At 63.7% G+C, this 25,272-nt stretch carries 21 protein-coding genes; 14 read left to right on the plus strand and 7 right to left on the minus strand.

Features of this window, described 5'->3' with window-relative positions; translation table 11 throughout:
• Positions 1-170 precede the first annotated feature (170 nt).
• The 4 genes from KF730_RS13495 to KF730_RS13510 all read right to left on the minus strand — a co-directional run bounded on the left by KF730_RS13495 (position 171) and on the right by KF730_RS13510 (position 7,787).
• Complete coding sequence (locus tag KF730_RS13495; RefSeq protein WP_294098010.1) at positions 171-1,799, minus strand: tannase/feruloyl esterase family alpha/beta hydrolase; 1,629 nt, start codon at positions 1,797-1,799, stop codon at positions 171-173.
• A 26-nt stretch (positions 1,800-1,825) separates the two neighbouring features.
• On the minus strand, positions 1,826-3,097 hold the full coding sequence (locus tag KF730_RS13500) for an MFS transporter (RefSeq protein ID WP_294098012.1): 1,272 nt from the start codon (positions 3,095-3,097) through the stop codon (positions 1,826-1,828).
• 5 nt (positions 3,098-3,102) lie between these two features.
• Positions 3,103-5,136, minus strand: a complete 2,034-nt coding sequence (locus tag KF730_RS13505; protein WP_294098014.1) for an acetoacetate--CoA ligase — start codon at positions 5,134-5,136, stop codon at positions 3,103-3,105.
• A 71-nt stretch (positions 5,137-5,207) separates the two neighbouring features.
• Complete coding sequence (locus KF730_RS13510) at positions 5,208-7,787, minus strand: TonB-dependent receptor (protein ID WP_294098015.1); 2,580 nt, start codon at positions 7,785-7,787, stop codon at positions 5,208-5,210.
• A gap of 220 nt (positions 7,788-8,007) precedes the next feature.
• Here KF730_RS13510 and KF730_RS13515 point away from each other — a divergent pair, with 220 nt between their 5' ends.
• The 5 genes from KF730_RS13515 (at position 8,008) to KF730_RS13535 (ending at position 15,690) form a co-directional block, all read left to right on the plus strand.
• Complete coding sequence (locus KF730_RS13515) at positions 8,008-9,084, plus strand: AraC family transcriptional regulator (protein WP_294098018.1); 1,077 nt, start codon at positions 8,008-8,010, stop codon at positions 9,082-9,084.
• Positions 9,085-9,312: 228 nt separating this feature from the next.
• A complete protein-coding gene (locus KF730_RS13520) occupies positions 9,313-9,882 on the plus strand; it encodes an RNA polymerase sigma factor (RefSeq protein ID WP_294098020.1) in 570 nt (189 codons plus the stop codon).
• A complete protein-coding gene (locus tag KF730_RS13525; RefSeq protein ID WP_294098021.1) occupies positions 9,879-10,874 on the plus strand; it encodes a FecR domain-containing protein in 996 nt (331 codons plus the stop codon). Before KF730_RS13520 ends, KF730_RS13525 begins: the two co-directional genes overlap by 4 nt.
• A gap of 80 nt (positions 10,875-10,954) precedes the next feature.
• A complete protein-coding gene (locus KF730_RS13530) occupies positions 10,955-13,567 on the plus strand; it encodes a TonB-dependent receptor (protein WP_294098023.1) in 2,613 nt (870 codons plus the stop codon).
• Positions 13,568-13,596: 29 nt separating this feature from the next.
• The gene (locus tag KF730_RS13535) at positions 13,597-15,690 is read left to right on the plus strand and encodes an Atxe2 family lasso peptide isopeptidase (RefSeq protein ID WP_294098026.1); all 2,094 of its coding nucleotides are present in this window, start codon (positions 13,597-13,599) and stop codon (positions 15,688-15,690) included.
• A gap of 782 nt (positions 15,691-16,472) precedes the next feature.
• On the opposite strand, the gene KF730_RS13540 is transcribed toward KF730_RS13535, so the two are convergent.
• From KF730_RS13540 to KF730_RS13550, 3 genes are read right to left on the minus strand one after another with little or no spacing between them, the layout of a single operon-like run.
• Positions 16,473-17,021, minus strand: a complete 549-nt coding sequence (locus KF730_RS13540; protein ID WP_294098028.1) for a GNAT family N-acetyltransferase — start codon at positions 17,019-17,021, stop codon at positions 16,473-16,475.
• Positions 17,018-17,326, minus strand: coding sequence for a DUF1778 domain-containing protein (locus KF730_RS13545; RefSeq protein WP_294098029.1), 309 nt, complete (start codon positions 17,324-17,326; stop codon positions 17,018-17,020). Before KF730_RS13545 ends, KF730_RS13540 begins: the two co-directional genes overlap by 4 nt.
• Positions 17,327-17,373: 47 nt before the next feature.
• Entirely contained in the window at positions 17,374-18,621 is a 1,248-nt protein-coding gene (locus tag KF730_RS13550; protein ID WP_294098030.1) for a site-specific integrase, read from the minus strand.
• A gap of 617 nt (positions 18,622-19,238) precedes the next feature.
• Here KF730_RS13550 and KF730_RS13555 point away from each other — a divergent pair.
• From KF730_RS13555 to KF730_RS13595, 9 genes are all read left to right on the plus strand, one after another.
• A complete protein-coding gene (locus tag KF730_RS13555) occupies positions 19,239-19,703 on the plus strand; it encodes a helix-turn-helix transcriptional regulator (protein WP_294098031.1) in 465 nt (154 codons plus the stop codon).
• 3 nt (positions 19,704-19,706) lie between these two features.
• Entirely contained in the window at positions 19,707-20,396 is a 690-nt protein-coding gene (locus tag KF730_RS13560; protein WP_294098032.1) for an RES family NAD+ phosphorylase, read from the plus strand.
• Positions 20,396-21,325, plus strand: coding sequence for a hypothetical protein (locus KF730_RS13565; RefSeq protein ID WP_294098034.1), 930 nt, complete (start codon positions 20,396-20,398; stop codon positions 21,323-21,325). The genes KF730_RS13560 and KF730_RS13565 overlap by 1 nt, the downstream gene beginning before the upstream one ends.
• A 73-nt stretch (positions 21,326-21,398) precedes the next feature.
• Complete coding sequence (locus KF730_RS13570) at positions 21,399-21,914, plus strand: hypothetical protein (protein ID WP_294098035.1); 516 nt, start codon at positions 21,399-21,401, stop codon at positions 21,912-21,914.
• A 56-nt stretch (positions 21,915-21,970) separates the two neighbouring features.
• Positions 21,971-22,519, plus strand: a complete 549-nt coding sequence (locus tag KF730_RS13575) for a hypothetical protein (protein ID WP_294098036.1) — start codon at positions 21,971-21,973, stop codon at positions 22,517-22,519.
• Entirely contained in the window at positions 22,512-22,985 is a 474-nt protein-coding gene (locus KF730_RS13580; RefSeq protein ID WP_294098037.1) for a hypothetical protein, read from the plus strand. Before KF730_RS13575 ends, KF730_RS13580 begins: the two co-directional genes overlap by 8 nt.
• Entirely contained in the window at positions 22,933-23,451 is a 519-nt protein-coding gene (locus KF730_RS13585) for a hypothetical protein (protein ID WP_294098038.1), read from the plus strand. The genes KF730_RS13580 and KF730_RS13585 overlap by 53 nt, the downstream gene beginning before the upstream one ends.
• Positions 23,448-24,794 carry a hypothetical protein gene (locus KF730_RS13590; protein ID WP_294098039.1) on the plus strand — a complete coding sequence of 449 codons (1,347 nt, stop codon included), beginning with the start codon at positions 23,448-23,450 and terminating at the stop codon, positions 24,792-24,794. The genes KF730_RS13585 and KF730_RS13590 overlap by 4 nt, the downstream gene beginning before the upstream one ends.
• Positions 24,795-24,909: 115 nt before the next feature.
• The gene (locus tag KF730_RS13595; RefSeq protein ID WP_294098040.1) at positions 24,910-25,248 is read left to right on the plus strand and encodes a hypothetical protein; all 339 of its coding nucleotides are present in this window, start codon (positions 24,910-24,912) and stop codon (positions 25,246-25,248) included.
• Positions 25,249-25,272: the final 24 nt, after the last annotated feature.

Below are 25,272 nucleotides of genomic sequence, written 5' to 3' on the forward strand. Positions count from 1 at the left end.
GGTACGCCCGGCATCAAGAAGGCAACACGAGCACATCGTTGAAGCTGGGCGACAAACTGGACGTTTATCCGACCTTGGCGTCCGCTTTGCGCCCCAATTTCGGTCGTTCCGCCCTCTAGCCTGTGACCCCAAAAGTCGCCGACACGCAGCGACGATCCGATCGCTTCGCCTCAACGATTGCCAGGCGCTTCGCAGCGGAAATTTGCAGCTGAGGCAGTCGATCCGAACCCGCGATAGACCGCGCGTTGCGGATAGGGGCAGAGCGGCCGCTGCATATCGATTTTGCCCAGATCGTCGCTCGCGAATTTCGTGGCGATGATGCGATCGGGTGCCGCGCCTTTTTCGCTCCAGGCGATCAGCGAGGAGAACAGGTCATGGCTGGCATCGTCCGACGGCGGGCGAGGCGGTATGCCCAGCGTGGCGTTGAACGAATCCGGGCCGGTGCCGCCGCCGCAATGCATCATGCCCGGTGCCAGGAACAGGCGCGCGCTGTCCGCCAGCTTGCCGGCGCCACCCATCTGCGCCGAGTGACGGTCGAAGAATGCGACCGACTGGCCCGGGGCGACCAGCGTGTCGGCAAGGCCGTGAAAGACAATCAGCTTGCCGCCACGCGCGGCGAAATCCGCCAGGCTGCCGCGCGTCGCATCGTTGACGACCGGATCGAGCTGCGCATCGACGACCGGCATGTCGCGGTCGAAATCGAACCCCTTCCAGTCCCAGCCGGTGCCGAATACCCATTTGAACAGCGCGCCGAACGGCGGCTGATCGTTGATCGGCTTTTGCAGGAAGGACCAGCCGAAGGTGTCGGGCATCTCGCTGCCCGGCAGCCAGCCGAAATAGGTTTGCTTGCCATCGCGGTCGGTCGGGCCGGAATAGAAAGCGCGGGCGGTGGCGATCTCGGGATCGGTCAGGCAGCTGTCCGACGCGGCGCCCTTGCACTGGAGGATTGCGGGGTCGAACTTGCAGCGCATCGGATCGGAAATGAAGCGGTCGCCGGCGAACGCGTGGCCCTGGCGCCAGCAGCTGGCGATCGCCGTCTTGTTGAGCAGCTTCAGCTTGGCATCGGACAACAGGCTGGCGGGGGTGCGATGGGCCGCGGCGTAATCCCATAGCACCGCGGCATGGCCCCAGGTCCGGTTCATCACCGGTGCGCCGACAAGGATGCCGTCATAGTCGGCGGGATAATGGAGCGCCTCGATCAGTCCCTGTTGCCCGCCGGTCGAGCAGCCGGTGTAATAGGATCGCTTGGCGCCCTGGCCGTAAAAGGCCTTGGTGATGGCCTTGCCGGCCTGCGTCATGACATGCGTCGCCAGCCGGCCCCAGTCGCGCCATTTGCGCGGCTGGCCGATCAGCGCATCGCCTTCGAGCGGCGTGGCGGGAGCGGTGCCGGCATCGGTGGTCGCGGTGGCAAAGCCGCGCCGCAGCCCATCGGCCATGCCGGCATAGCCGAGCGCGAAGACGCCAGCGAAGCCGCCGCTGCCATTGCCATGGAACACGCCGGTCCAGCCCTCGACCGGCAACCAGATTTCGACGCCGATGTCCGAATCGGGTGCGGCGCGGACACGGGCGACGACGCGGCAGAAGCTGCGATAGCCCGGCACCTCGCCCGCGATCGTTGACTCGGCGGGCTTGGCCGGCACCACGGCGGCGCTGGAGATTGTCGTGTCGGGCAGCTTCAGGGCGGCAAGGGTGGCGCATTTCGCTTCCGCCGGCGTCTGGCCGGATGCCATCGCTTCGCTCGGAACCACGCACCCGATCGCGAGCGCGGCAAGGATGGCGGCGTTCTGACTGCGCTTCATTGTCTTCTCCAGCAGGCCGGGTTGGGTCATTGGGCGCTTCGCTTGATCGACTTGGCGAGCCACAGGAACAGCAGCGCGGCGATCAGATACATCGGCGCCAGTGCGTAAAAGGCCATCCTGAGCGAATGTGCGCCATATTCCGGGCGGAAGAAATCGCTCGCCATGCCGACAAAGGTCGGTCCAAGCCCGAGCCCGACCAGGTTCATCACCAGCAGCAGCAGGGCGCCTGATATCACGCGGGCGCCGGGATCGACCTCGCATTGGACGAAGGTGACGGTGGCGGGGAGGAAGAAGGAATTGAGGAACAGCGGCACGAACAGCAAAGCGAGCGCGACCTCCCAGCGGTCTGCCGCCGCGAAGCCGAGGAAGAACGGCAAGGCGAGTACCAACGATGCTGCCGGGATCGTCGCATATGCCGCCTTGTTGCGGGTGGCGAAGCGATCGATGAGCTTGCCCGAGACGAAGATTCCGGTCCCCATTCCCAGCCCGACCGCCAGAGCATACCAGATCGCGACCTGATCGAGCGTCATGCCCTTTTCGCGCATCAGTAACAGCGTGGCGAAGTTGCTGAGCCCATAGGTGATGAAATTGGCGGCGCCGCTGGCCAGCGCGGCGAGGGCGAGCAGGCGATTGCCGAAGAAGCCGGCGATCGCCTGGCCGAAGCTCGGTCCGGGCGCTGCTGTGGAGACCGGCGCGGGATCGAAACGGCCGCGCACGGGCTCGGGGACGAGGAAATAGACGAGGATGGCGGTGACGATCCCGACCGCGCCGACAAGGTAGAAGGGCACGCGCCAGTCATAGGCGGCTGCGAGCGACGCCCCGAAGGCGACGCCGAGCGCCGAGCCGAACGGCGGCCCGAGGTTGAAGATGCCCATCGCGGTGCCGCGCTTCTCGCGGGGGAAGGTATCGGAAATGATCGCGTAGGAAGGCGGAACGCCGCCCGCCTCACCGATGCCGACTGCCATGCGAGCGGCGATGAGCTGGCCGTAACTCCCGGCCAATCCGCAGGCGACGGTCGCGCCGCTCCACAGGCCGCAGGCGAACGACAGGATCTTCACCCGGTTGCTGCGATCGGCGAGCCAGCCGACGGGGATGGCGATGAAGCAATAGAAGAGAGCGAAATAGAATCCGGTGACGTAGCCGAGCTGGCTGTCGGTGATCTTCAGCCCGTCCTGGATCGGCTTGGCCAGGATCGACACCAGCTGGCGATCGAGGAAATTCAGGACGTAGACGAAGCACAGCATGCCGAGCACGAACCCGCGCTTGCCGCCGCTGGCGTTCCCTTGATGTGTCGCCATCGGCCTCATCCCTTCCTGTGCGTTCCGCTCTGCCAGCGCTGGGCCTGCTCGATATACCAGGGCAGGAGTTCGGGCGTGGCGGTGGCATCGGCGCTGACGACCTTGGCGACGGGCCAGCCGGCGAACAGCCGCTTGACCGGCAGTTCCTGCTTCTTGCCCGACAGCGTGCGTGGAATGCCAGGCGCGGCGATCAGCACATCGGGCACGAAGCGCGGCGACAGGCTGGTGCGGATCGCCGTCGCCACCGCTGTCTCCATCGCCGCGTCGACGGGCACACCCTCGGCGGGCACGACGAACAGGATCAGCCTGCTGTCGCCCGCTTCGCCTTCCAGATCGATGAGCATGGTGTCGGCGACTTGTTCCAGATGCTCGACGGCGGCGTAGATTTCGGCGGTGCCCATGCGGACGCCATGCCGGTTGATCGTCGCGTCGCTGCGGCCCGAAATAGTGCAGCTGCCATCGCTGCCGATCGTCAGCCAATCGCCATGCCGCCAGACGCCGGGCCAGCTCTCGAAATAGGATTGCCGATAACGGCTGTCATCGTCATCGCCCCAGAAATAGAGCGGCATGCTGGGGAAGGGGCGAGTGCAGACCAATTCGCCCACCTCGCCGATCACCGGCGTGCGCTGCTCGTCCCACGCCTCGATCGCGGCGCCGAGATGTCGGCATTGCAGCCGGCCGGGCGTGTCGGGCAATTCGGGATTGCCGGCCATGAAGGCGGCGGCGATCTCGGTGCCGCCACTGACGTTGCACCACCAGATATCCGGTCGGCCAAGCGTGGCGAATTGCGCCGATCCCCAGCGCTGGACGTCCGGCGGGAGTGGCGATCCGGTGCTGCCAAGGGCGCGAATGCGATCGATCCCGTCGATTGCGGCAATGTCGATGCCGGCCTTGCGGCAGCTGGCGAAAAAGGCGGCGCCGGCGCCGAACCAGGTGACGCCGCTGCGCGCTGCGAAGGTCCAGAGCCGGGTCCAGTCGGGTTTTGCCTTGGTGCCGCTGGGCGAGCCTTCGAACAGGCAGATGGTGGTGCCGCTGAGCAGACCGCCGACCTGTATGTTCCACATCACCCAGCCGCTGGCGCTGAACCAGTGGAAGCGATCACCGAGATTGTTAGCCGAATAGCTGGGACCAAGGTCGAAATGCAGCCGTCCGCCCGCGGTTGCGAGCAATACGCCGCCATGGCCATGGACGATCGGCTTGGGCAGGCCGGTGGTGCCGCTCGAATAGAGGATCCATAGCGGGTGGTCGAAGGGCAGCCATTCGGGCTCGAAGACCGCGACGGTATCGTCGTCGCGCGCAATCGCTTGTTCGAAAGCGATCGCGCCGGGCACCGCGCTCTCGCCAAAGCCGCTGGCGACGATGACGATCGTCTCGATGCTGGGGAGTTGCCTGGCGAGTTCGGCGACGGTGGCGCTGCGGTCCATCGCCTTGCCGGCATAGAAGACGCCATCGATTGCGATCAGCGCCTTGGGCTGGGTCTGGCGCCACCGGTCGAGCACCGCGTTGATGCCCATGTCGGGCGAGCACAGGGTCCAGATCGCTCCGAGGCTCGCACAGGCCAGAAGGCCGATCACGGCGGCGGGGATATTGGGCAGATATGCGGCGACACGGTCTCCCCGGCCAATGCCACGCGACCGGAGTTCGAGCGCCAGCGATGCCGATTGACGACGCAGTTCGGCCCAGCTCAGCGTGATGGTATTGCCGCGTTCGTCCATGGCGACGATCGCGGGCTGGCCCGCTTCGTCCGCCGCCGCGACATGGCGGAACACATGGCGGGCATAGTTGACCTGGGCACCGTCAAACCAGCGCGCGCCCGGCATGGCGTCGTCGCTCAGTACCGCCGTGAACGCGGTCGGCGATTCGATCCGGTCATAGTCCCAGATGCTGCGCCAGAAGCCATCGAGATCCTCCACCGACCAGCGATGCAGGTCCTCGTAGGTCGCAAAATCGCGTTGATGCGTATGCTTCAGCCAGTCGCGATACAGGCGGATCTGCGCGACGGGCGCCGCTGCTTGTACGCTGGCACTGGCAAGGGTCATTACAGGGTAAAACCTCGGTTCAATTCGGTGTTTGCGGGCGGCGCCGGTCCGAGGCGCCGCCCGCCAATCGCTTAGAAGGCCGTCCGCAGGCTGACCGCGGCGTAGCGGCCGATCGGGTTATAGGCGCCGCCGATGCCGTCGGTGCCCGGGAAGAAGGGCGGCTTGGCGTCGAACAGGTCGTTCACCTGCAGTCCCAGATCGATGCCCTTGGCAAAGCCGATATCGGGCAGGCGCACCGACAGGCGCAGATCCACCGTCGTGTAGCCCTTGGACGCGTACAGGCTCGATCCGGTCGGCGTCGCATAGGACGCCTTCACGCCGCTGCGATGATTGACGAAGTTGACGAAGGTGACCGGCCCTGCGGTGAAGCCGAGCGTGGTGCGCAGGGTCGTACGCGGAATGCCGGCTTCCAGCGAATTGCTCTCCGCCGATGTCGGCGACAGGCGGTTGCTATAGTTCAGGATATAGTTGCCGGCGATCCCGCCGAAGATCGACCCGAAGCCGACGGCCTTATGGTAGCGCACATCGAAATCGATCCCGTTGGTCTTCCGTACCCCGAAATTGCCCTGGCGCAGATCAAGGATGTTGCCGATCGCCGGCACTGCGGCGAAGGTAAAGAAGAACGGGACGGTGTTGGCGATCGCGCCGCTCACCTGCGACGCCGATGGATTGCGGATTACCCGCGAGGCGAAGGTCGGATCGCTGAACAGCAATGCGCCGAGCCCTGACGGTGTGCCGATCACATCGTCATATTTGATGTCGTAGAAGGTGACGCTCGCGGTCAGGTTCGGCGCGAATGCCGGCCGCAGATCGACACCGGCCGACCAGGTGCGCGCCGTCTCGGGCTTGAGCGACTGGTTGCCCCCGTACAGCAGGATCGTGTTGACCTGTGCCGCCCCGCGCGAAGGGTCGCGCGCGCCGAACGCATCGACCAGCGCGGCCGCGGAATAATAGGAGCCGACGGTCGAGCCGAGGTCGCGCAGACCCGGTGCCCGGAACGAGCGGCCATAGCTGCCCCGCAAGTTCACGCCCGCGACCGGCTCCCAGGTGAGGCCGATCTTCGGATTGGTCGTGGAGCCGAAGTCGCTATAATGATCGTAGCGGCCCGATAGCGACAGAGTGAGGCTCCGCGCCATCGGTCCGGCATTGCCTTCGCCGACCAGCGGCACGAACAGTTCGCCATAGAGCGACTGGACATCGCGATCGAGATTTTCGGGGAAGCCGACCCCGCCGCTCTGGCCGCGCTGCATATAGGTTTCGCGGCGATATTCGGCGCCAATCGCCACCTTCACATCGCCGCCCGGGAGGCTTGCCAGCGGTCCGTCGATCTTCAGCGCGCCGATGCGGGTGCGCTGGCGGTTGGTGAACGTGGTGGGATTATCGAGGATGGCGGCGACCACGGCGGGGCTGGTGCGGGTGCCGAACGGGTCTAGCGCCGTCGCTGCCGTGGTGCCGGCGGCGGCGGCGGTCAGCGCCGTAGTATTGATGCCCGGCTGGAACGTGTCGTTGCGCGACCAATTATAGGAGCCGTAGATGCTTGCCTTGAAATCGCCCGGCAGCGCGATGTCGACGCCGCCGGTGGCATTGCCGCTGCGTACCGCGAAGGTCTGGTCGAAATGATCGGCGCCGGCCAGCCGGTCGGGGCGGAAGTCGAAATAGCCGAACAGCGACCCGGTGCCTGGCGGTGCGCGGAAGAACGGGTTGGCGGCGGTGATCAGGACGAAGGTCTGGCCAGGCAACGCTGCCTGGACCGTATCCTTGCGGTCCGAATAGAGGACGTCGGCCCATAGGGTGACCGCGCTGGAGAGCTGCTGCCGCAGCGAACCGAAGACGCTGTGGGTGCGATTCTCCGGCAGCAGATCGACCGGGCCGCGCGGATCGCAGGTGTTGGTGCCGGGCGCCAGGCCGGGCGCGGCGTAGATCGTCCCGGCAAACAGATTGACATTGGCATCGGGGCAGACGGTGGCGCGGGTATCGACGCCGCCGACCCCGCGGAAATCGAGCGAACGATAGCTGCGATCCGCGCCGGTGATGTTGCTGTTCTCAAGATATTGATAGGCGACCACGAGCGAGCCGCCGTTCCAGTTCTGGCCGAAGATCGCACCGGCGTTGAAGGCGTGATAATCGTCCGCCATGCCGTAGCGGACATTGGCTTCCAGCCCGGAGACGCGCTTGCGGGTGATGAAGTTGACCACGCCGGCAACAGCGTCCGATCCATAGATTGCCGAGGCGCCATCGGCGACGATTTCGATCCGCTCGATCGCGAGTTCGGGCAGGAACGGATAGTCGGGGTTGGTCTGCTGGGTGCTGCCGGAGATGAGGCGATGCCCGTTCATCAGCGGTAGAGTGGCGGCGGCCGGCAGGCCGCGCAGGCCCGGCGCGAACGAGCCGAGACCGGCATTACTGGTGCGGGGAGCGGTGTTGAAGCTGTTGAGCTGGGGCACGGTCGCCAGCAATTCGGGGGTGCTGGCGGCGCCGATCAGTTTGGCGTCTTCGCGCGATACGCTGATCAGGCCGGAACCCGTTGGCGGAATGCCGCGGATGCTGGTGCCGGTGACGACGATTTCGGTATCGGCTTCGGCGGTGCTCTCTTTGGCTTGATCGCCTGCGTCGGCTGTCTGCGCCTGAACCACGGCCGGTGCGGCCAGCATCGCCAGGGCAATCGCGGACCGGCACAACAGACGTGCCCGGTTGCGCGTGAGAATGACTCCGATCGGCATGATGCTCCTCTCCCCTTTTTTGATATTCTCGTTCGCGGCGTTCGCCGCGTCGGACTTTGCCGGCTTGATGTCTTGCTTATGGTCTGACAGACCCGCGTGTAAGCGCATCAGCGGACATCGACAGGTCTTTAGCGGACAGTGAGCGGAAATCATGACGGCGACCGGTGACGAGCAGATCGGAGCGGCGATCCGTAATGGTCGAGTCGGTTTCCCGTCGCTCAACCAGCGGATCTTCGCGCCGTTCAAGCTGGCGACGGTGATCGATGCGGTCGCCGGCCGCGGCATTTCCCCGGAAACGGCGCTCGACCGCACGGGGCTGACGCTCGCCGAGGTTCGCGATCCGCACACGCTGACCTCGATCGGCCAATATCTGATCGCCTGCGAGAACATCGTCGCGGCCGGTGCTGAGTTCGCCGACGCCTTCGCGATCGGCTCGCGCCTGCATCTGTCCGCCTATGGGATGTACGGCTATGCGCTGATGTGCTCACCGACCATGCGGGATTTCTTCGATTTCGCCGTGCGCTACCAGCCGCTGGCCACGCCCACCGTGCGGCTGGCATGGCGCGCGGAAGGCGATGTCGCGATTTGGCATTTCCAGGAAATCTACCGCGACGTGATGAGCCGCGACGTCCGCACCTTTCTCGTCCGGCAGCAGATGAAGATGACCTACACGCATATTCGCGACACCGCCGGAACCGATAATCTCCCGGTCCGCGCCCTGTTCGCGCTGGACGAAGATGCGCACAGCGCAGCGGACGAGCGCGAACTTTCCTGTCCATGTCTGTACGGGCAGGAGGCGAATGAACTCCATTTTCCGATCGGCATCCTCGACCAGACCCCTGAGCTGGGCAACCGGCTGACCCGGGCGATGCTGGAGGAAACATGCGAGCGGCTCATCGGCCAGTCGAGGATATCGTCAGGCCTGTCGGGTGAAGTTTACCAGTTGCTGCTGAATGCCCCCAGCCATTTCCCGTCGATGACCGCGATCGCCGAGCAACTGGGGTTGCAGGAGCGGACCTTGCGCCGCCGCCTGGCGGCTGAGGATTCGAGCTATGGCGAGATCGTCGACGATGTCCGCCGCAAGCTGGCGATCGAATATCTGCAGACGACCCGGATGAGCGTGGACGACGTCGCCTGGAAGGTGGGATTCAGCGACAGCGCGAACCTACGCCGGGCGATGCGGCGGTGGACCGGGCAAACGATCAGCGAGGTCCGCGCAGGCAAATAATGGCGCGGGCATGGACCGGGCGAGATAATCGCAATCGTGGCGATCGATACCGGCTATGATGATCGAGCAGGCGCCGGCGGACGACTATGCGCGCGTCAGCTACCGCGCGCAGGAGCTTGCACGACTGCGCTGCTGCCGGAACGACGGCCCGTTGAGTTACACCAATTCGTCGCTTGCTTGTCTAAAGAGAGATAGGATTGAGCGCGCGAGGAATGTCCGTTCCGAAATATGATCGAACAGGACAAGCTGGATGAGTGGTTTCGGCGAGAGGTGTTGCCTCTCGAACGGTCGCTCACGCACTTCGTCCGGCGGAACTGGAGGGTGGATGACGACGTGATGGATCTCACGCACGACATCTATGAACTCGCATATTCCGGAGCGAGGACCGGCCTGCCCGCGAACACGCGCAACTATGTGTTCACCGTTGCGCGCAACCACCTGATCAACCGCGCCAAGCGCGCGCGGATCGTCTCGTTTGAACTGGTTGCCGACCTCGAGACCCTGGACCGTGGCGCGGACCTGTTCGACACCGAGCGGCACCTGATGGCGCGCGACGCGATCCGCCACGTCCAAGCTGGTTTCGAGAAGCTGACGCCACGCGTGCGCGAGATTCTCTGGCTGCGCAAGGTCGAAGGCCTCAACGTGCGAGAGACCGCAGACCGCCTCGGAATCGGTAGGGACGCGGTCAACCACCAGGTCATGATGGGAATGAAGGCGCTGGCCGATCACATGCTGGGCGGCGCCGGTCAAATCGTTCGCCGCCGATACGCTGCGCGGCGCAATCGGAGCGAGTCATGAGCCGGGCAAGCGAGGCGCGGGATCGAGCGGCGCAATGGATCGTCGCACGGGAGGAAGCGGGCTGGAGCGATGCGGACCAAGCCGGGCTCGACGCGTGGCTCGCCGAAGCGGACATGAACCGTGTCGCGTTCCTCCGGCTCGAGCATAGCTGGCGCGAAGCCGATCGCATCCGCTCGATCGGACCGGTCATGATGCCGGCGACGCTACGCCAGGATCGCGACGAACCTTCGCGCTACCGCGGGCGTCCCCGGTGGCTTCCTCTCGCCGTTGCCGCTTCGCTGGTCTGCGCGATCGGCATCGGGTGGTCCGTGTCTCCCTGGTCGACCAATGGCAATGCCGTCCGAACCGCGAGCACCCGATATGACACGGATATCGGCGGCCACAGGATCGTCGCATTGTCCGACGGCAGTCGGGTCGAGCTCAATACAGCTTCGGTCGTTCGAACCGCGTTCCGTGATGCCGAGCGGGAGGTCTGGCTGGACCGGGGTGAGGCCTATTTCGAAGTCGCGCACGATCGGAACCGGCCGTTTGTCGTTCACGCCGGCAATCGCCAGGTAACCGTGCTCGGTACCAAATTCTCGGTGAGACGGGATGGCGACAAGGTCACCGTGTTTGTTCGGGAAGGCAGGGTCCGGGTCGACGACGTCGAGGGCGCGCGCGCGCTTCGTTCGACTACAATCACCGCCGGCGACATTGCGCTGGCGCGGGGACCGGCCACGCTGGTGACCGCCAAGTCCGAAGAACGGGTCGAAGACGCGCTGGCGTGGCGCGGAGGAATGCTCAGCTTCGAGCAGGAACGGCTGTCCGATATTGCGGCGGAGTTCAACCGCTACAATCGCCAGAAATTGATCGTCGCCGACCAGGCGGCGGGCGGCATCCGCATCGGCGGGATGTTTCCAGCCTCCAAGCCGGGCGACTTCGTGCGGCTGCTGCGCGACGCCTATGGTCTCAGGATCGAGGAAACCCCGGAGGCCATTCGAATTTCGAGCTGAGTTACAGTGCCGGCCACGCCGATTGTCTACTCCCCCAACGGACGGCTGTGGGAGCGTCCGAAGGGAGTGAAGGGGCCATCATGGGGAAATTTAGCCTTGGCGCGATGCTCGCGGCCGGCACATGCATCGTTGCAGTCGCCGCACCAGCTCAAGCGCAAGTCGTGTCGTTCAACATTCCGGCGGGAAGCCTCAAGGCCGCGCTCGACGCCTATGGCCGCCAGTCGGGCCGCCCGCTCGTCTACAAGGCCGACGAGATCCGAGGCGTCCGTTCTTCGGGGTTTCGCGGCAGCGCGTCGCCCGAGCAGGCACTCGCGGCGATCCTCTCCAACACCGGCTTTGCAGCCCGCTCCGGCGCGTCGGGGTCCGTTGCCATCGTTCGCTCGGGAAACGCTGGAGGCACAAGCGATGAGTCGGCGTCCGTGGAAGGCGTTCCAGGCGAATTCGCCGGGTCTCCGCCCTCCGATTCCGAAGTGGAGATCCTGGTCACCGGCAGCCGTATCGGGGGCGAGGCGTCCACGTCGCCGGTCATTGTGGTCAACCAGTCCGACATGCGCCGGGCAGGGCAGAGCGATGTCGGCGAGATGCTGCGCCTCTTGCCGCAGGGCTTTGGCGGCGGACAGAATCCCACCGTCTCGCCGGGCGCTTCCGGGAACGCGAATCAGAATCTCACGGGCGGCTCGAGCGCAAATCTGCGCGGCCTGGGCGGCGACGCCACGCTGTCGCTGCTGAACGGCCATCGCCTGGCCTATGGCTCCGTCTTCCAGGCCGTAGACCTTGCCTCGATTCCATTGGCCGCGGTCGACCGCGTCGAAATCCTGACCGACGGATCCTCGGCGATCTACGGCTCCGACGCGGTTGCGGGTGTGGTGAACGTCATCCTCAAGCCGGACTATTCGGGGCTATCGACCGGCGTCCGGTTCGGCTCCTCGACCGGCGGCGGCGGCGGCGAGCAGCAATACACGGGCCTCGGCGGGGTTCGCTGGAGCAGCGGCGGCTTCCTTGTCTCGTATGACTATCTCAAGGCAGACGCGATCTATGCTGCCGACCGTGACTACACGGCGGGCATGCCGCGCAACGCCACGATCCGTGCGCCGAGGGAACAGCACGGAGCCGTCTTCGCCGGACACCAGACGATTGCCGAAGGGCTGGAGTTCACTGTCGACGGCCTGTTCAGCCGACGTCACCTGAAGTCCAACCTGTCGACCACCTCGACGCAGACGGGATATTTCACGACCACGGTCGACAAGGCGTTCGCCGTATCTCCGTCACTGGCTCTTTCCGCGTTGCCCGGCTGGCGGATCGAGCTCGGCGGCACCTATGGCCGGGACGAAGGCGTATATGACCAGCGAACGCTCACCAACGGTGCCCAGACCGCGCGAGCCTATGGCTGCTATTGCAACAGCGTCAGGTCCGTCGAGCTGTCGGGAGCCGGCGGCATTTTTCGCCTCAACGGGGAGGATGTGAAGCTTGCGGTGGGGGGCGGGTATCGATCCACGAGCTTCGACTACGCATCCTATTCAACCGGCAAGTCCTCGGCGAAAGGCTCGACCGACAGCAGCTATCTCTTCGGCGAGCTGGGCGTGCCTCTGATTTCCCCGAAGCAGGGCCTTTCGTGGGCCCATCGCATGACGTTCAACGCGGCCGTCCGGTATGAGCGCTACTCTGCCGCGATCGACGTCGTGACGCCCAAGTTCGGCATCCTCTACTCGCCGGTGGCCGGACTCGACCTGAAGGGGAGCTGGGGCAAATCATTCAAGATGCCGACCCAGTATCAGCTGTTCCAGGGGCGGAACCTGTTTCTGCGAAACGCCAGCACCTATGGCGGCAGCCGCTTCCCCGCCGGATCGACCGTGCTGTACAGGTCCGGCGGCAACCCCAATCTCCAGCCCGAGCGCGCAACCACATGGACCGTGTCGGTCGCCGCGAAGCCCCGCTTCATCCCCGGCCTCTCGCTGGAGCTGAGCTATTTCGACGTCAACTACGACGAGCGGATCGTGCAGGCGCTGTCCGGTGCGAATTCGCTGATCGCGCTGTCCAATCCGATGTTCTCCGACTATGTCAGCTACGCCCCGACCGCGCAGGAGCAGGCGGCGCTGATCGCCATGCCGGGCGTCCCGTTCAGCAACTCCACCGGCTCGCCCTACGACCCCGCCAAGGTCGTCGCAGTTCTCGACAATCAATGGATCAACGCGTCGGTCCAGAAGATTCACGGCATTGATCTGACCGCCCGCTACCGCCTCGAACTCGGCAGCGCAGGCAACCTTCTTATCCACGGCAACGCCTCCTTCCTGCGCTCGCGGCAACAGCTGAACCCTGCCGCGCCCCTCTTCGATTTGTCGGGCACGATCTTCAATCCTCCCCGATTCAAGGGGCAGACGGGTGCGTCCTGGTCGGTGGACGGCTTCGCCCTGTCCGGGTTCGTCAACATCACGGGGACTCTGCGAGACATTCGCCCGACCACCCCCATCCGGGTTCCAGGGCAAGCTACTGTCGACTTGACGGCTAGCTACGAGCTTCCGCCAACGTCGCTTGTCGGCGCGCTCGAGATTCGGGCCAGCGTCAGAAACGCATTCGACGTGCGGCCTCCTTATGTGCAGTCGAGCGGCGGACTCGCCTACTACGTCAGCTATGACTCGACGAACTACTCACCCATGGGGCGCTTCGTCTCGCTGAGCCTGACAAAGACATGGTGAAGTCGGACAGGCGCCTCGCCAACCTGTCGATGGCCAATATCCTCAAGACCGTATCGTTCGGCGCCGCCCTTCTCGCGGCGCCGAACGCAGCGGCTACCCCGTCAATCGATAGGATGGGAGAGGCCGACACGCCGGTCCGGTGTTCGCTGCCGTCCGCGCAGGAGACGGCGGGTCCGAAGCGCGCCATACGCTCGCTCGATCTCGTCAGGCTTCGCGACTTCGGCTCGACTCTGCTGTCGGGGCAGCCCGCCATCCTATCCCCGGACAAGCGGACGGTCGCCCTTCAGCTGCGCCAGGCCTCGCCGGAGACCAACAGTTATTGCACCGCGATTGTCCTGGTTTCCTCCAGTGGAAATACGCCACCGGTCGTCCTTGACGATGCCGGCGTCATCGAAGGCACGACATTCTACAAGTACGGAATTTCGGGACTTCCGCTCGGGAGCCCCAAGATCTCCCTGATCCGCTGGAACGAAGAGAGCAGCGCCCTTGCATATACGAAATCCCGTGGAGGAATGACCGAGGTCTGGATTGCTCATCTTTCCGGGGGCAAGCCGCGCCGCGTCTTCACTTCGGATACCGACGTGACGGCATTGTCGTGGGTGAATGGTGGACGATCCCTTGCTCTTTCCCGTGAAGCCGGCAGGTCGCAGGCCCGGGAGGAACTGAAGCAAGAGGGACTCGCGGGCTTCCATTACGACGAGCGTATCTGGCCGCTGGTCAGCGCCATCCCCTATCCCCGCCATGACGGCGAGAAGGAGGCCCTCTCGATAGATCTCGAGACGGGAGAAAACCGTCCATCAAGTTCGGCGGAAGCTCTGCAACTCGACGCCCCTGCCAGGAACGGCATCCGTGGCGCCCGAGCCTTCGCGCGGTCGAGCGACGGACGGCTGGCATGGGCCATTGCGGCCCAGCCCAAGGCAAGGCGACAGCCGAGCTTGCTCCACGCCGAAACAAGCAAGGGTGAGACTACCTGCCCGCTCAGCTTATGCGGAAATGTCACGGACCTCTGGTGGTTCGGAACGTCGATTGTCTTCGCGAGGCGCGAGGGGCCGGCAGATGCGCGAACGGCCTTTTATATATGGAAACCCGGCGATGCCCGGTTGAGACTGATCCTGACCACCGACGACGCGATGTTCGGGTGCCAGCAGCTGGAAGCGGACCTCCTTTGCGCTCGCGAGACCGCGACGCGTCCCCGCCACCTGGTGCGGCTCGCCATTCCCTCTGGCAAGCTGGGCGTCGTCTTCGACCCAAATCCCGAAGTCGCCGGCATTCGCCTTGGCGCAGTCCGGCGCGTCACCGTCAAGAACGCGTTTGGCCTCGATGCTTATGCCGATGTGGTTCTTCCACCCGGACATGTGACGGGCGAGCGGCTTCCCCTGGTGATCGTGCAATATGAATCCCGCGGGTTTCTGCGAGGCGGGACCGCGGATGAATATCCCATCCAGATGCTGGCCGCGCAGGGCATGGCTGTGCTCAGCTTCAACCGGCCCCCGCGTGTGGCCGAGGCTGATCCCACCACCGATGAGTTCGAATATCTTCGCCTCAATTTCGGTGACTGGATCGACTATAAGAACATGCTGTCTTCGCTCGACGGTCTGATCGACAGGCTCATCGCCGAAGGCATCGTCGATCCAAAGCGTATCGGAATTACGGGCCAGAGCGACGGTGCCACGCTCGCCAGCTACGCCTTGATCAATTCCCGGCACCGATTTGCAGCCGCGGCGCTCAGCACCTGCTGCCGGGATCCCAGCATCATGACCAACCTGGGTCCGGCGTTCCAGGCCTGGTATCGCAAGATCGGCTTTCCGTCTCCGGCTGGCCCAGAAGACGATTTCTGGAAGCAGGGATCGCTCGGCCTCAATCCCGGTCTCCCGTCGACGCCGATGCTCATTCAGAGCGCGGAGTTCGAGTTCCGAATGGCACTTCCCACGATCGAAACGTTGCGCAGTCGGGGATGGCCGGTCGAGATGTACATCTTCCCGAACGAGGGTCATGTTAAGATCCAACCTGCCCATCGGCTCGCCGTTTATGAGCGTTCGGTCGATTGGTTCGTCAAATGGTTCGATCATGCGAGCAGCCGCCCAGCCTCGCGTCTGGCCCAGCAGCCGGCAAGCGAACCCTAGCTGAGTAGGGGCTCTGTCAGACTAACGTGGCATCGCTCGCTATAGGTCGTTAGCGGCGGCGGATGAGCCGCAAATCTCGAGCGCTTCCACTCAGTCCGTTTCGCCGTTTCGGCAGTCCGAATCGGGTCGGTGGTGATGTTGGGTGGTCCGACACACCAAGTGGATCGTGATATCGACGGCGCTGCATATGGGCCTCCTGTGGGCACCATATTTTCACCGCGGCCCCTCGCATCGGAATTGCACTGCTTTCTGTGGAAAAATTCGTGCATGAATCACGCAGTTCGGCGCCGCTCTCCCCGACAGCGACAAGGCGAATACCCTAGGAATGTGCCATGCGGACCGAACAAATTCCCTGCAGGATCCCTGCCAAGCACGGAATAATCAACTAAAGACGGTCGAAAGCCGCCTCTAGTCCGAAACCGTACTTGGCGGGAGGTGAGGAGAGAAACGTCGGCCGAACGCGACGTCAAATTCGGCTACGCCGCTCTCTGCAGTACGGATCGAAGCTGAAACAGCGCGAATTTGCGTCAAAAAGCGCCTAATCTCACGAGTGGGAAATTAGCTAGACTGCGTGGCGGAGCGGGAGTCCGAATTTTAAAGTTGATAACACTACATTTCCTCTCCAAAAAATTTATATTCTAAAATATGTTCCCAATTTAAGCGGCGGTTTACAGCGAACTTAAATGAACCATCACGGACAGATATCATGCGTGTATAATTTTATGAGATATTGATCTATGATATCAAGATCTCAATTATAATTCTCTTGAAATGACCATCGCTCATTCACCAGCGATCAGCGTGCGAACCGTCGCCATGGGGATAAACAGGCGCAACGGGTTGGAAGGCAGAGGCGTGAACCCGTAGTTTTGATAGAGCCGCTTCCGTCGCTCAACCTTTTGGGCATCTCCGCAGTCGAGAACGTCGAGCATAACCACCGCGATGCCGAGCGCCTCTGCTGCCTGCGCGATGCGGGTCAGGCCATCGACCAGCAGATCAGCGCCATAGCCGTGGCCCTGGTGGCGCTCATCGACTCCGATCATCGAAATATAGGCTGCGGGGATCTGCCCATGACCGGGACGGTTGCGCGCATATCGAGGCGGGAGCTCGCCATAAGCGACCGAATGGGCATTGAGCGCGTGAAAGCCGAGCACGTTGCCTTCGGGATCGCTCAGAACGAACACCCGCAGGTTGTCGGCCTTGGTCAGCTTGTTCGCTGTCTTCCTGAAGAAATTGTCGACCTGCTCGACCCCGCACGAAAATCCCGCCCGATCATGCCGGGCGGGATCAAGTGGCTCGATGGTGAGACGCCGAGCGCCAATGTCGCTCACTTGCTGGCGATCGTCTCGGCATGCCGGGCAAAGGCGGCGCGCAGCTTGGCCGTCGGCGCAGGCGGATTGTCGAGCGCCGCAAAGAAGGTTTCATGATCCACCGGCTGGAGCAACGTGCGCTCGTGCGCAGCGATCGTTTCAATGGCCGACCGATAGGCGGCATTGATCGTGAACGCGGAATCGTCGACGCCCGACAGTGCCGCGGCGCGCTGAATCGCCTGCTTGATGCGCGGCTTCGTCCGGAAGTTCATCCGTTCGCTGTTGCGCTCCTCGATGTCATCGATCTTGTCCTGGAAACCCAGCATCAGATTGCTCCTTGCGGGCAAATGTGTACGTCAGATGGACGTACATGTCAACCAGCATTGGCCTGTGCCTGGCTGCCCACGGCATTATGCGCAGGGTGGGCATGCGACCTCCCAAGCCATCCGCAATAGTCAGCCCACGCTGCCATGAGCTCGACGCGTTTGCGCAAAGCCCGTCCGCGGCGATAGGCGCGCTCCGCCTTCGAGCGGACGCTGTGTGCCAGCGCCATCTCAACCGTCTCGTGCTCGAAATCGGTTTCCTCGCCGGCCCAGTCGCGGAAAGCCGAGCGGAATCCATGCACGGTGATGTCGTCATAGCCCATCCGCCGCAACAGCATGGCCATCGCCATGTTTGACATTTCCCCGCCCCTGGCGCCGGGGAACACGAGGGCTTTCGGATCATGTCGCTCCGGGCGCAGCGCCTCCAGGATTTCGCAGGCCCAGTCACTCAGCGGTACCTTGTGCTCCGCGCCTGCCTTCATTCTTGAGGTCGGCACGATCCAGAGCCGTTGCTCCAAATCCACCTCGCGCCATGTCATCCCGATTGTCTCGCCTGATCTCGCTGCGGTCAGGATCGTGAACTCGAGCGCCCTCGCCGCCGTGGCCGGCCTCTCACCCAGATCGCGCATGAAGTCGGCGATCAAATTGAAGGGAAGTGCTGCGAGATGCTGGGGCATGGATTTGCGCCGCCGTGGCAGAATGAGTTCCAAATGCCCCTTCCATCGCGCCGGGTTTTCTCCAGATCGGTGTCCTGCCACCCTGGCAGCGTCCAGCACCCGTTCGATCCGGCCGCGCACGCGCGAGGCGGTTTCAGGTATCTTGGTCCAGATCGGCCTCAGCACGGCAACCACGTCATTAGTATCGATCCGATCCAGCGGCTTTTCTCTGAGCGCCTTCGCATGGGTGGCAAGCGTGGAGCGCCATTGAATGCGATGCTTCTCGTTTCGAAATCCCACCTCGATTTCGTCGATCAGTTTATCCGCATATTTGCCGAACGAGGGCTTGGGCGGTTTGGGGCGGCGCGCTTCACGCTCTGCCTTGCGTTCGGCGATGGGATCGCGCCCCTCGGCAAAGGCGCGACGCGCGATCGAAGCGCGTTCACGTGCTTCCGCGAGCGAAACATCGTCCACACAGCCCAGCCCCATCTCCCTGCGATGTCCGCAGGTGATGTTGATCAGCACCCATGAACGTGTGCCAGTGGGTTTGACCATCACATAAAGGCCGGCCCCATCGGAATGTCGCCCTGGTGGCAGGCTGTTGATCTGCTTGACGCTCAGTTTGTTACGATACCGACGCATGAGTCACCTCCGGTCCCGGAGTTGGGGCCGGAAACGGGGATGGTCGAGACGCGCATTGATGAACGGAAACGAACGACGGCAATCGGCGGCATAAGGGACAGGTTCTTGGAACTTGTCCGGTGAAATTCACACTGACTGGAGATCACTTGCCGATTGTCGTTATAGCTCTGGTTGATCGGTAGTGGATTGCCTTCAGAGGACTTTCCTCTCCTCCGGACCCATCGTCATGGGTGAAATGTACCCGAAATTTCAGCCATAGTTAGCGGCGATCCTCGTTAACGCAGTACCGCATGGCTCTTTTGCGCCCCATCTCGGCCATCCACGCCCCGGTCGGGTGATCCCAATTCCTGCCGTTCGTTCACCTGGCTGACTCAGATCGGCGCAACCACCAACCTAGGGACGATCCAGTTATTCTCCTTTGACAGCCAAATCCGTCCAAGCTGTCCTTTGTTCACGGCCGAAATCTTGGACGATGCGTGCTCGAAGTGCAGGACACTTGCTCTGTCAGGAATCCGTTGCCGCATCGCGATTAGCGGTGTGACTGGATGGAGAATCCACGCCTTGCGCCAACCCATACGCACCAAATGACGGTTGAAATATCGTCAAATGGTGCGTATATGGCGATCGATCAGGAGGCGACCATGGCGGACATCATCAAGCTGGGAGCGCAGGCTCCACTTACTCCAATAGACGTCCAGACCTTCTCGAAGAGCGAGGATCGCAGCCGGCTATCCGGGGTTGCGCTCAAGGCGTTTCGGGCGTTGATCGAGCAATGGGGGCTCTCCAACGCGGAAGCCGCGGCGCTGCTCGGCGTGAGTGACAGCACTTGGGATCGGATCAAGCGCGGCACTTGGGATCAGCCCTTGTCGCAGGATCAACTGACCCGGGCGTCAGCGGCGATCGGCGTCTACAAGGGGCTTCATCTGCTGTTCGCGGATGAGATGGCGGATCGTTGGCCCAAGCTTCCCAACCGCGGGTCGATCTTCCAGCGCGCGACGCCCGTCCGGGCGATGATCGAGGGCGGCATCCCGGTGATGCTCGAGACCCGGCGCTACATCGACGCCGTACGAGGTGGGCTCTAAGAGATGCTGGAAGGGCTGACCATAACGCGCGATGCCCTTCCGAGGACCACGCGGCTCGTCACGACCGCGCGACTGCGGGCACCCGTGTTGAGCCGCCTGGTCGATGCCGACGACCTTGCCGCGCTTGCCGAGATCGAAGGCGCGACCAGCAACCGGCTGCTGGCGCAAAACCGCGGAACGGCTGACGTCCAGGCCTATGAGCTGGTTTACGGCGTCCCGCACGCCGCGTTCATCAATGCCTCGTTCGCTTATGCCAAGCCGCGCGAGGTGAACCGCTTCAACGGGGCCGAGCGCGGCGCTTGGTACGCCGCCCTCGACTTGGAGACTTGCCTCGCCGAGGTGCGTCATCACCTGACGGAGGCGCTGGCGCAGACGGGCGTCTTCGAGGCGACGGTCGATTATGCCGAGTTGCACGCGAGCTTCGCGGGCGAGTTCGTCGACCTGCGTGGCCATGCCGATCACGTCTGCCTGCACCCGGACAAAAATGTCGGCTATCCCGCCGGCAATGCGCTGGCCGACGCGGCGCGCGCACGTGGCCTCAACGGGATCATCTATCCTTCGGTCCGGCACGTCGGAGGAGTTTGCATCGCCGCGCTCTTCCCGCACGCGGTACAATCGGTGGCGCAGGGTGACGTATATCGTATGACCTGGCGAGGCACGCCCGAGCCTGTCGTCGAAAAGGTCACCGGTTGATGGCGACCTCTCCTTATCTCGACACTTGCACGCTTGAACTGCCCGACGGCTGGGTCAATGCGTGGAAATTCGAAAACGCGCTCATGAACTGCGGCGATGCGCTCGGCGCCTCTTACATCACGATCGTCATCAAGGTGCCCGCCGGCTGCAAGCTGATGATCGACGTGATTGTAAGGCTCTTGAGCTTCTGCAATCAGGCGGTCGCCTGCACCAAGCGCGTCCGGCTTGAGTTCGAAACGGCCGCGGGCGCGGCGAGCTATCTGAACCGCGTCGGCTTCTTCGATCATCTTGCAGCGCCCGTCGAGGTAACACCGGCGCGTCCCACCTATTCGGGTGCGGCGATTCACCGCGGCGGCAATCGCGGACTCGTTGAAATTGAACGATTCAGCCGTGCTAGCTCGGTCGACCAAAATCTCGTGCCACGTCTCGTCGCAGCGGTCGAACGCGGTTGTGCAGCGCGGCCTGAGGTCAAACAGATCGGCGACGCAATGTTCAGCATCTTCGGGGAGCTGATCAAGAATGTGTTCGATCACAGCCAAACCAGCCTCGATGCCTATGCCGCGCTCCAGACCTATCCGCAGGGAAACAAGCTCACGGTCGCAGTGTCGGATAGCGGCATCGGCATCATGAAAAGCCTGCGCCCGGCGCTAACCGGGAGCAAATGGCACAATCTCAGCGATGTCGATTTGGTCGTCGAGATTTTCCGCGAGGGTATCTCCAGCAAGCCCGAGGACAAACGTGGCCTAGGGCTGAAGTCGAGCGCCCGGCATGCAATCGGCTTCAGGGCCGATCTCGACGTGCGGCTGCTCAACCAGCGCGTGCTGCTCAAACCGTCGAACAACGAATATCAGCCCAACATGGCATACTCGCAGGAGCGGCTGCCGCTGCTGTGGGGAACGCATATCGCCTTCTCATTCAAGCTCGATTGACAAGTTGGGACTCATCTGCTTAAATACGTCTAGTTAACGAGAATCGGAGCGATGTATTCGGCTGCTCGACCTCATGAACGGGGCGACATCGGGATGGGGCCGCGAGCAGGCGGTTCCTGTCGCGGCGCAACTTGTCTCGCGTCTGGAGTCGCTGCCGGATCAGCGCGCGGTCAAGATTTCGATGATGGGCGTGGAGCGGATGGACGCATCCTTCGCTTCGGAAGCGATCGTCGAGGTGCTGAACCGATATCGCAAGTCGAAGGGCATTTGTCTGATCGACCTGAGCAACAGCGCGATACGGCTTAATATCGATCTGGCCGCCGAGCGCATCGGTGTGCCGATCACGGTGTGGAACGGGACGCAGGTTGAGGTGATCGGTCTGAAGCCCAGTGCAGGCAATCGGGAGGCGCTCGACTATGCCTTATCGCGGGCGGAAGTGCGCACCGCCGCTTTTGCGGAGGCGACCGGCATATCGATCGCGAATGCGAGTACCAAGTTCAAGCAATTGTGGGAGCAAGGATTTCTGATGAGGACTGAAGGAGCAGCCGACAGCGGCGGCGTCGAATTTTTGTACCGACGCATCGGCTGATATTTTTTTGATTGCCGTTCAACAGTTTCAATGAACGAGATTATGGAGCGATTAAAATGACTGATCTGACGTTGCAGGACGACACCGACGGGCTGAAGATGGAGCGCAGCGCCGAACCTCCGGGCGGCCTCCGGATTCCGGCTCGCTTCGAGGCGCGTGACTTCTACATCGAAGTGACCCCGGATCAGACGATCGAGCACATGCTGACGATCATCGCGACCGAGCACGGTCTGCGGATCGAAGACATCTACATCGTGCGCGAGAACGAGGACGCGCCGCTCATCTGCGAGGAGCCGGTCCATCATGGGCATCAGCGCCGGCACCATGTGCATCACCGCCAGCCGGTGGCTGTGACGGTGCACTATCAGACCGGGTCGCACCACCGCGAGTTCCGTCGTCATGCCTCGCTCGAGCAGGTGCTCGACTGGGCCATCCGCGCCTTCGGCATCGATGCGTCGATGGCGGGCGAATTCGAGCTGACCCGGACGGGCAGCACGGACGAGCTCTCCTTGAGCGACCATGTCGGCCACCTCGCCGGCAAGCACAACGCGCTCGCGCTCGATCTGGTTCGTGGCGACATCGCTAATGGAGCGGACCATGCTTGACCCCGCCGAAGCCCGGGTCCGGACAAACCTCGACGACCCCGGCTTCATTGCCGGGGTCATGGCCGGTCGCTGGCGCATTCACGCGTTTGCCTTCCCGCGCCTCGATTTCTACGTCGCGGCGACCGAACCCGACGGCAAGGCCGCCGCTTATGGTTTTCGTGGCGACCTCACCAACTTCCCGGCGACGAACCCGATGGTTCGGATCTGGGATCTCGCGCGCGATACGCGGCTGCCGGCCAATCTCAGGCCCAAAGGCAACCAGCGCATCGCGATCACCTTCCAACAATGGGGTGACGACACCGTCTACCGGCCTTGGGATCGCATGACTGGCCCGCACAACAACAATGCAGCCAACATGCCGCACCTCGCCTGGCGACCCGATCGCCGCCTCCTGTTCATCTTCGAGGACCTTCATGGCATCCTTAATCTCAACGCTCGCGCGTATCGCCTTCGGGCGGCCGCCTGAGCTCGTCTGCCGACGCGACGTCTGGCAGGCGGGTGTCGCTGAGCTGCACCGCCGCACCCACGGCCGGCGCGAGGCCGGCGCCTTCCTGCTCGGCCGACACGGCAAGCGGCGTGTCATCGAGGAATTCGTCTTCTATGACGACGTCGATCCAGCGTCGCTGTCGACTGGCATCGTCGTCATCGACGGCCGTCGCCTCGGTGCCTTGTGGGCGCATTGCCGGGCGACGGGCTTGAAGGTCGTCGCCGACGTCCATGTGCATCCCGGCGGCTATGGACAGAGCGAATCGGACCAGGCGAACCCGGTCATCGCCGAGATCGGCCATATCGCGGTGATCCTGCCGAACTTTGCTGGCGGCGCCACAGACCCCGGCGCGATCGGGGTTCATCAATACCTGGGCAACAAGCAGTGGCGCAACCGCAGCCGCGAGCGGCCCAACCCCTTTCACGTTGGATGGTGGCCCCGATGACTCTGACCCGCCAGCTCAGTCGCATCGCCAAGCTGCTGGTCGATGCCGAGGGCATTGGCTTTCCGGAGGCCGAAGCGCGCCTCCGGGCCATGACGCTCGACATCGTGGTCGGCCCTGATGCAGCCAATCCGGCCGGGCACGCCGCCGCGCTCACCGCGCTCGCGGTCAGCCGGCGGACCTTTCTTGGCGGCGTGCGCGTCATTGGCGGGCTCGGCCAGCCGCTGCAATCCTCGCTTTCGACGCGCGCTACCCTTGACGAAGCATTGGCAGAGATCGGCGTGAACGGCTTCCCCGGACCGGCGGCTGCGACCATCGGCATCGGCAAGGCCGCTGCGCGCGACCATATCTGTGCCTGTTGGGACGGTTGGCGGGCCGGTGTCCGATCCGGTGCGCGGGTCGCCCTCGGCACCTCAAACAACCCGCTCGCCGGGATCGCGGCGGGCGCTCACGCGGTCGGCGCCGCATTTCAGGGGCTGCGTGGCCGCACCGATCTTCCTGCCGATATCGATCTCTGGCCAGGGGACGGCGACATCCCCGATTTCGGGCAAGTCTTCCTGCCGTCGGCGGTGTGGCTGTTCGGCCTCGGCAATCTTGGCCAAGCCTTTTTGTGGAGCCTCGCCGCGCTCCCCTATGCCGATGGCGTCGACCGTGCGCTCGTGCTGCAGGATTATGATCGGGTGAGGGAAGAGAATTGGGGTACATCGATCCTGGTACCCGATGATCGCTTCGGCGACCTTAAGACCAAGATGGCGGAGGCCTGGGCCGAGGCGCGAGGTTTCCGGGTAGCTCGGATCGATCGCGCCCTGCGCACCGATCTTCGCCGCGCTAATGATGAGCCCCACCTCGTTTTGTCTGGCCTCGACAAGATCGCGCCGCGGCGATTGCTTGCCGATGTCGGCTTCGATACCATCATCGACGTCGGGCTCGGTCGAACCGCTCGTGACTTCGACCGCTACCGGGTCAACGTGTTCGATAAGACCCGCACGATCGATGCGCATTTCGACGGCGTCGTCGACCCGGCGCCCCGGCCGGCCGCGCCCGATCTGCCCGCTTATGCCAAGCTCGAAGCCGAGATCGGGCGGTGTGGAGCTGCGGAGATCGGTAATGCCAGTGTCGCCGTACCCTATGTGAGCGCGATCGCCGCGGCGGTGGCGACCGCCCGCGCTATCGCGATCTGCTCGGGCCAGCCCTGTAGCCCTGGCGAGGTGCAGAAGGTGTCGGCGAGCGAACGGCGAGCGGCGGCGGCATCCTGCCCTATTGAGGCGCCAGGCGTCGGACATGCCGGTCGAGCTGGGGTACCGCACATTGCGACCGCGCCAGCGTTACCAGCAGCTGTACGCTGAGCAAGGCTGCTTTCGGTCCGCCGTTGGGCGCTGTATGCTAGCCGGCCCGGAAGAGGCTTGCCGGGATCGTGGCGGGGCTTTCGTGACATCCGAATTAAATTCTTATCAGCGCCGCGTGGAGGAATGGCTGGAGGCCTGCTTTCCGCCGGAGGTTCGGTCGAACCGCGCAGAGCGTAACCACCGCTTCCTCGAGGAGGCGCTGGAACTCGCGCAGGCGAATGGTTGCTCGCGCGCGGATGCGCTCACATTGGTCGATTACGTTTTCGGCCGGCCGCAGGGCGATCCCGCGCAGGAGGTCGGAGGCGTGATGGTGACGCTGGCAAGCCTCTGCAGCGCAATCGATCTAAACGTGGACGAGGCGGGCGACGCCGAGCTCGCGCGCAATTGGGACCGGATCGAAGCCATCCGGGCCAAGCAGCGTTCGAAACCGCACGGCTCGCCGCTGCCCCAATGATCGCAAGCCGGGCCAGACGGGGTT

Origin of the sequence: Sphingomonas sp., from assembly GCF_019635515.1 — a bacterium.
Classification (GTDB): Bacteria; Pseudomonadota; Alphaproteobacteria; order Sphingomonadales; family Sphingomonadaceae; genus Sphingomonas.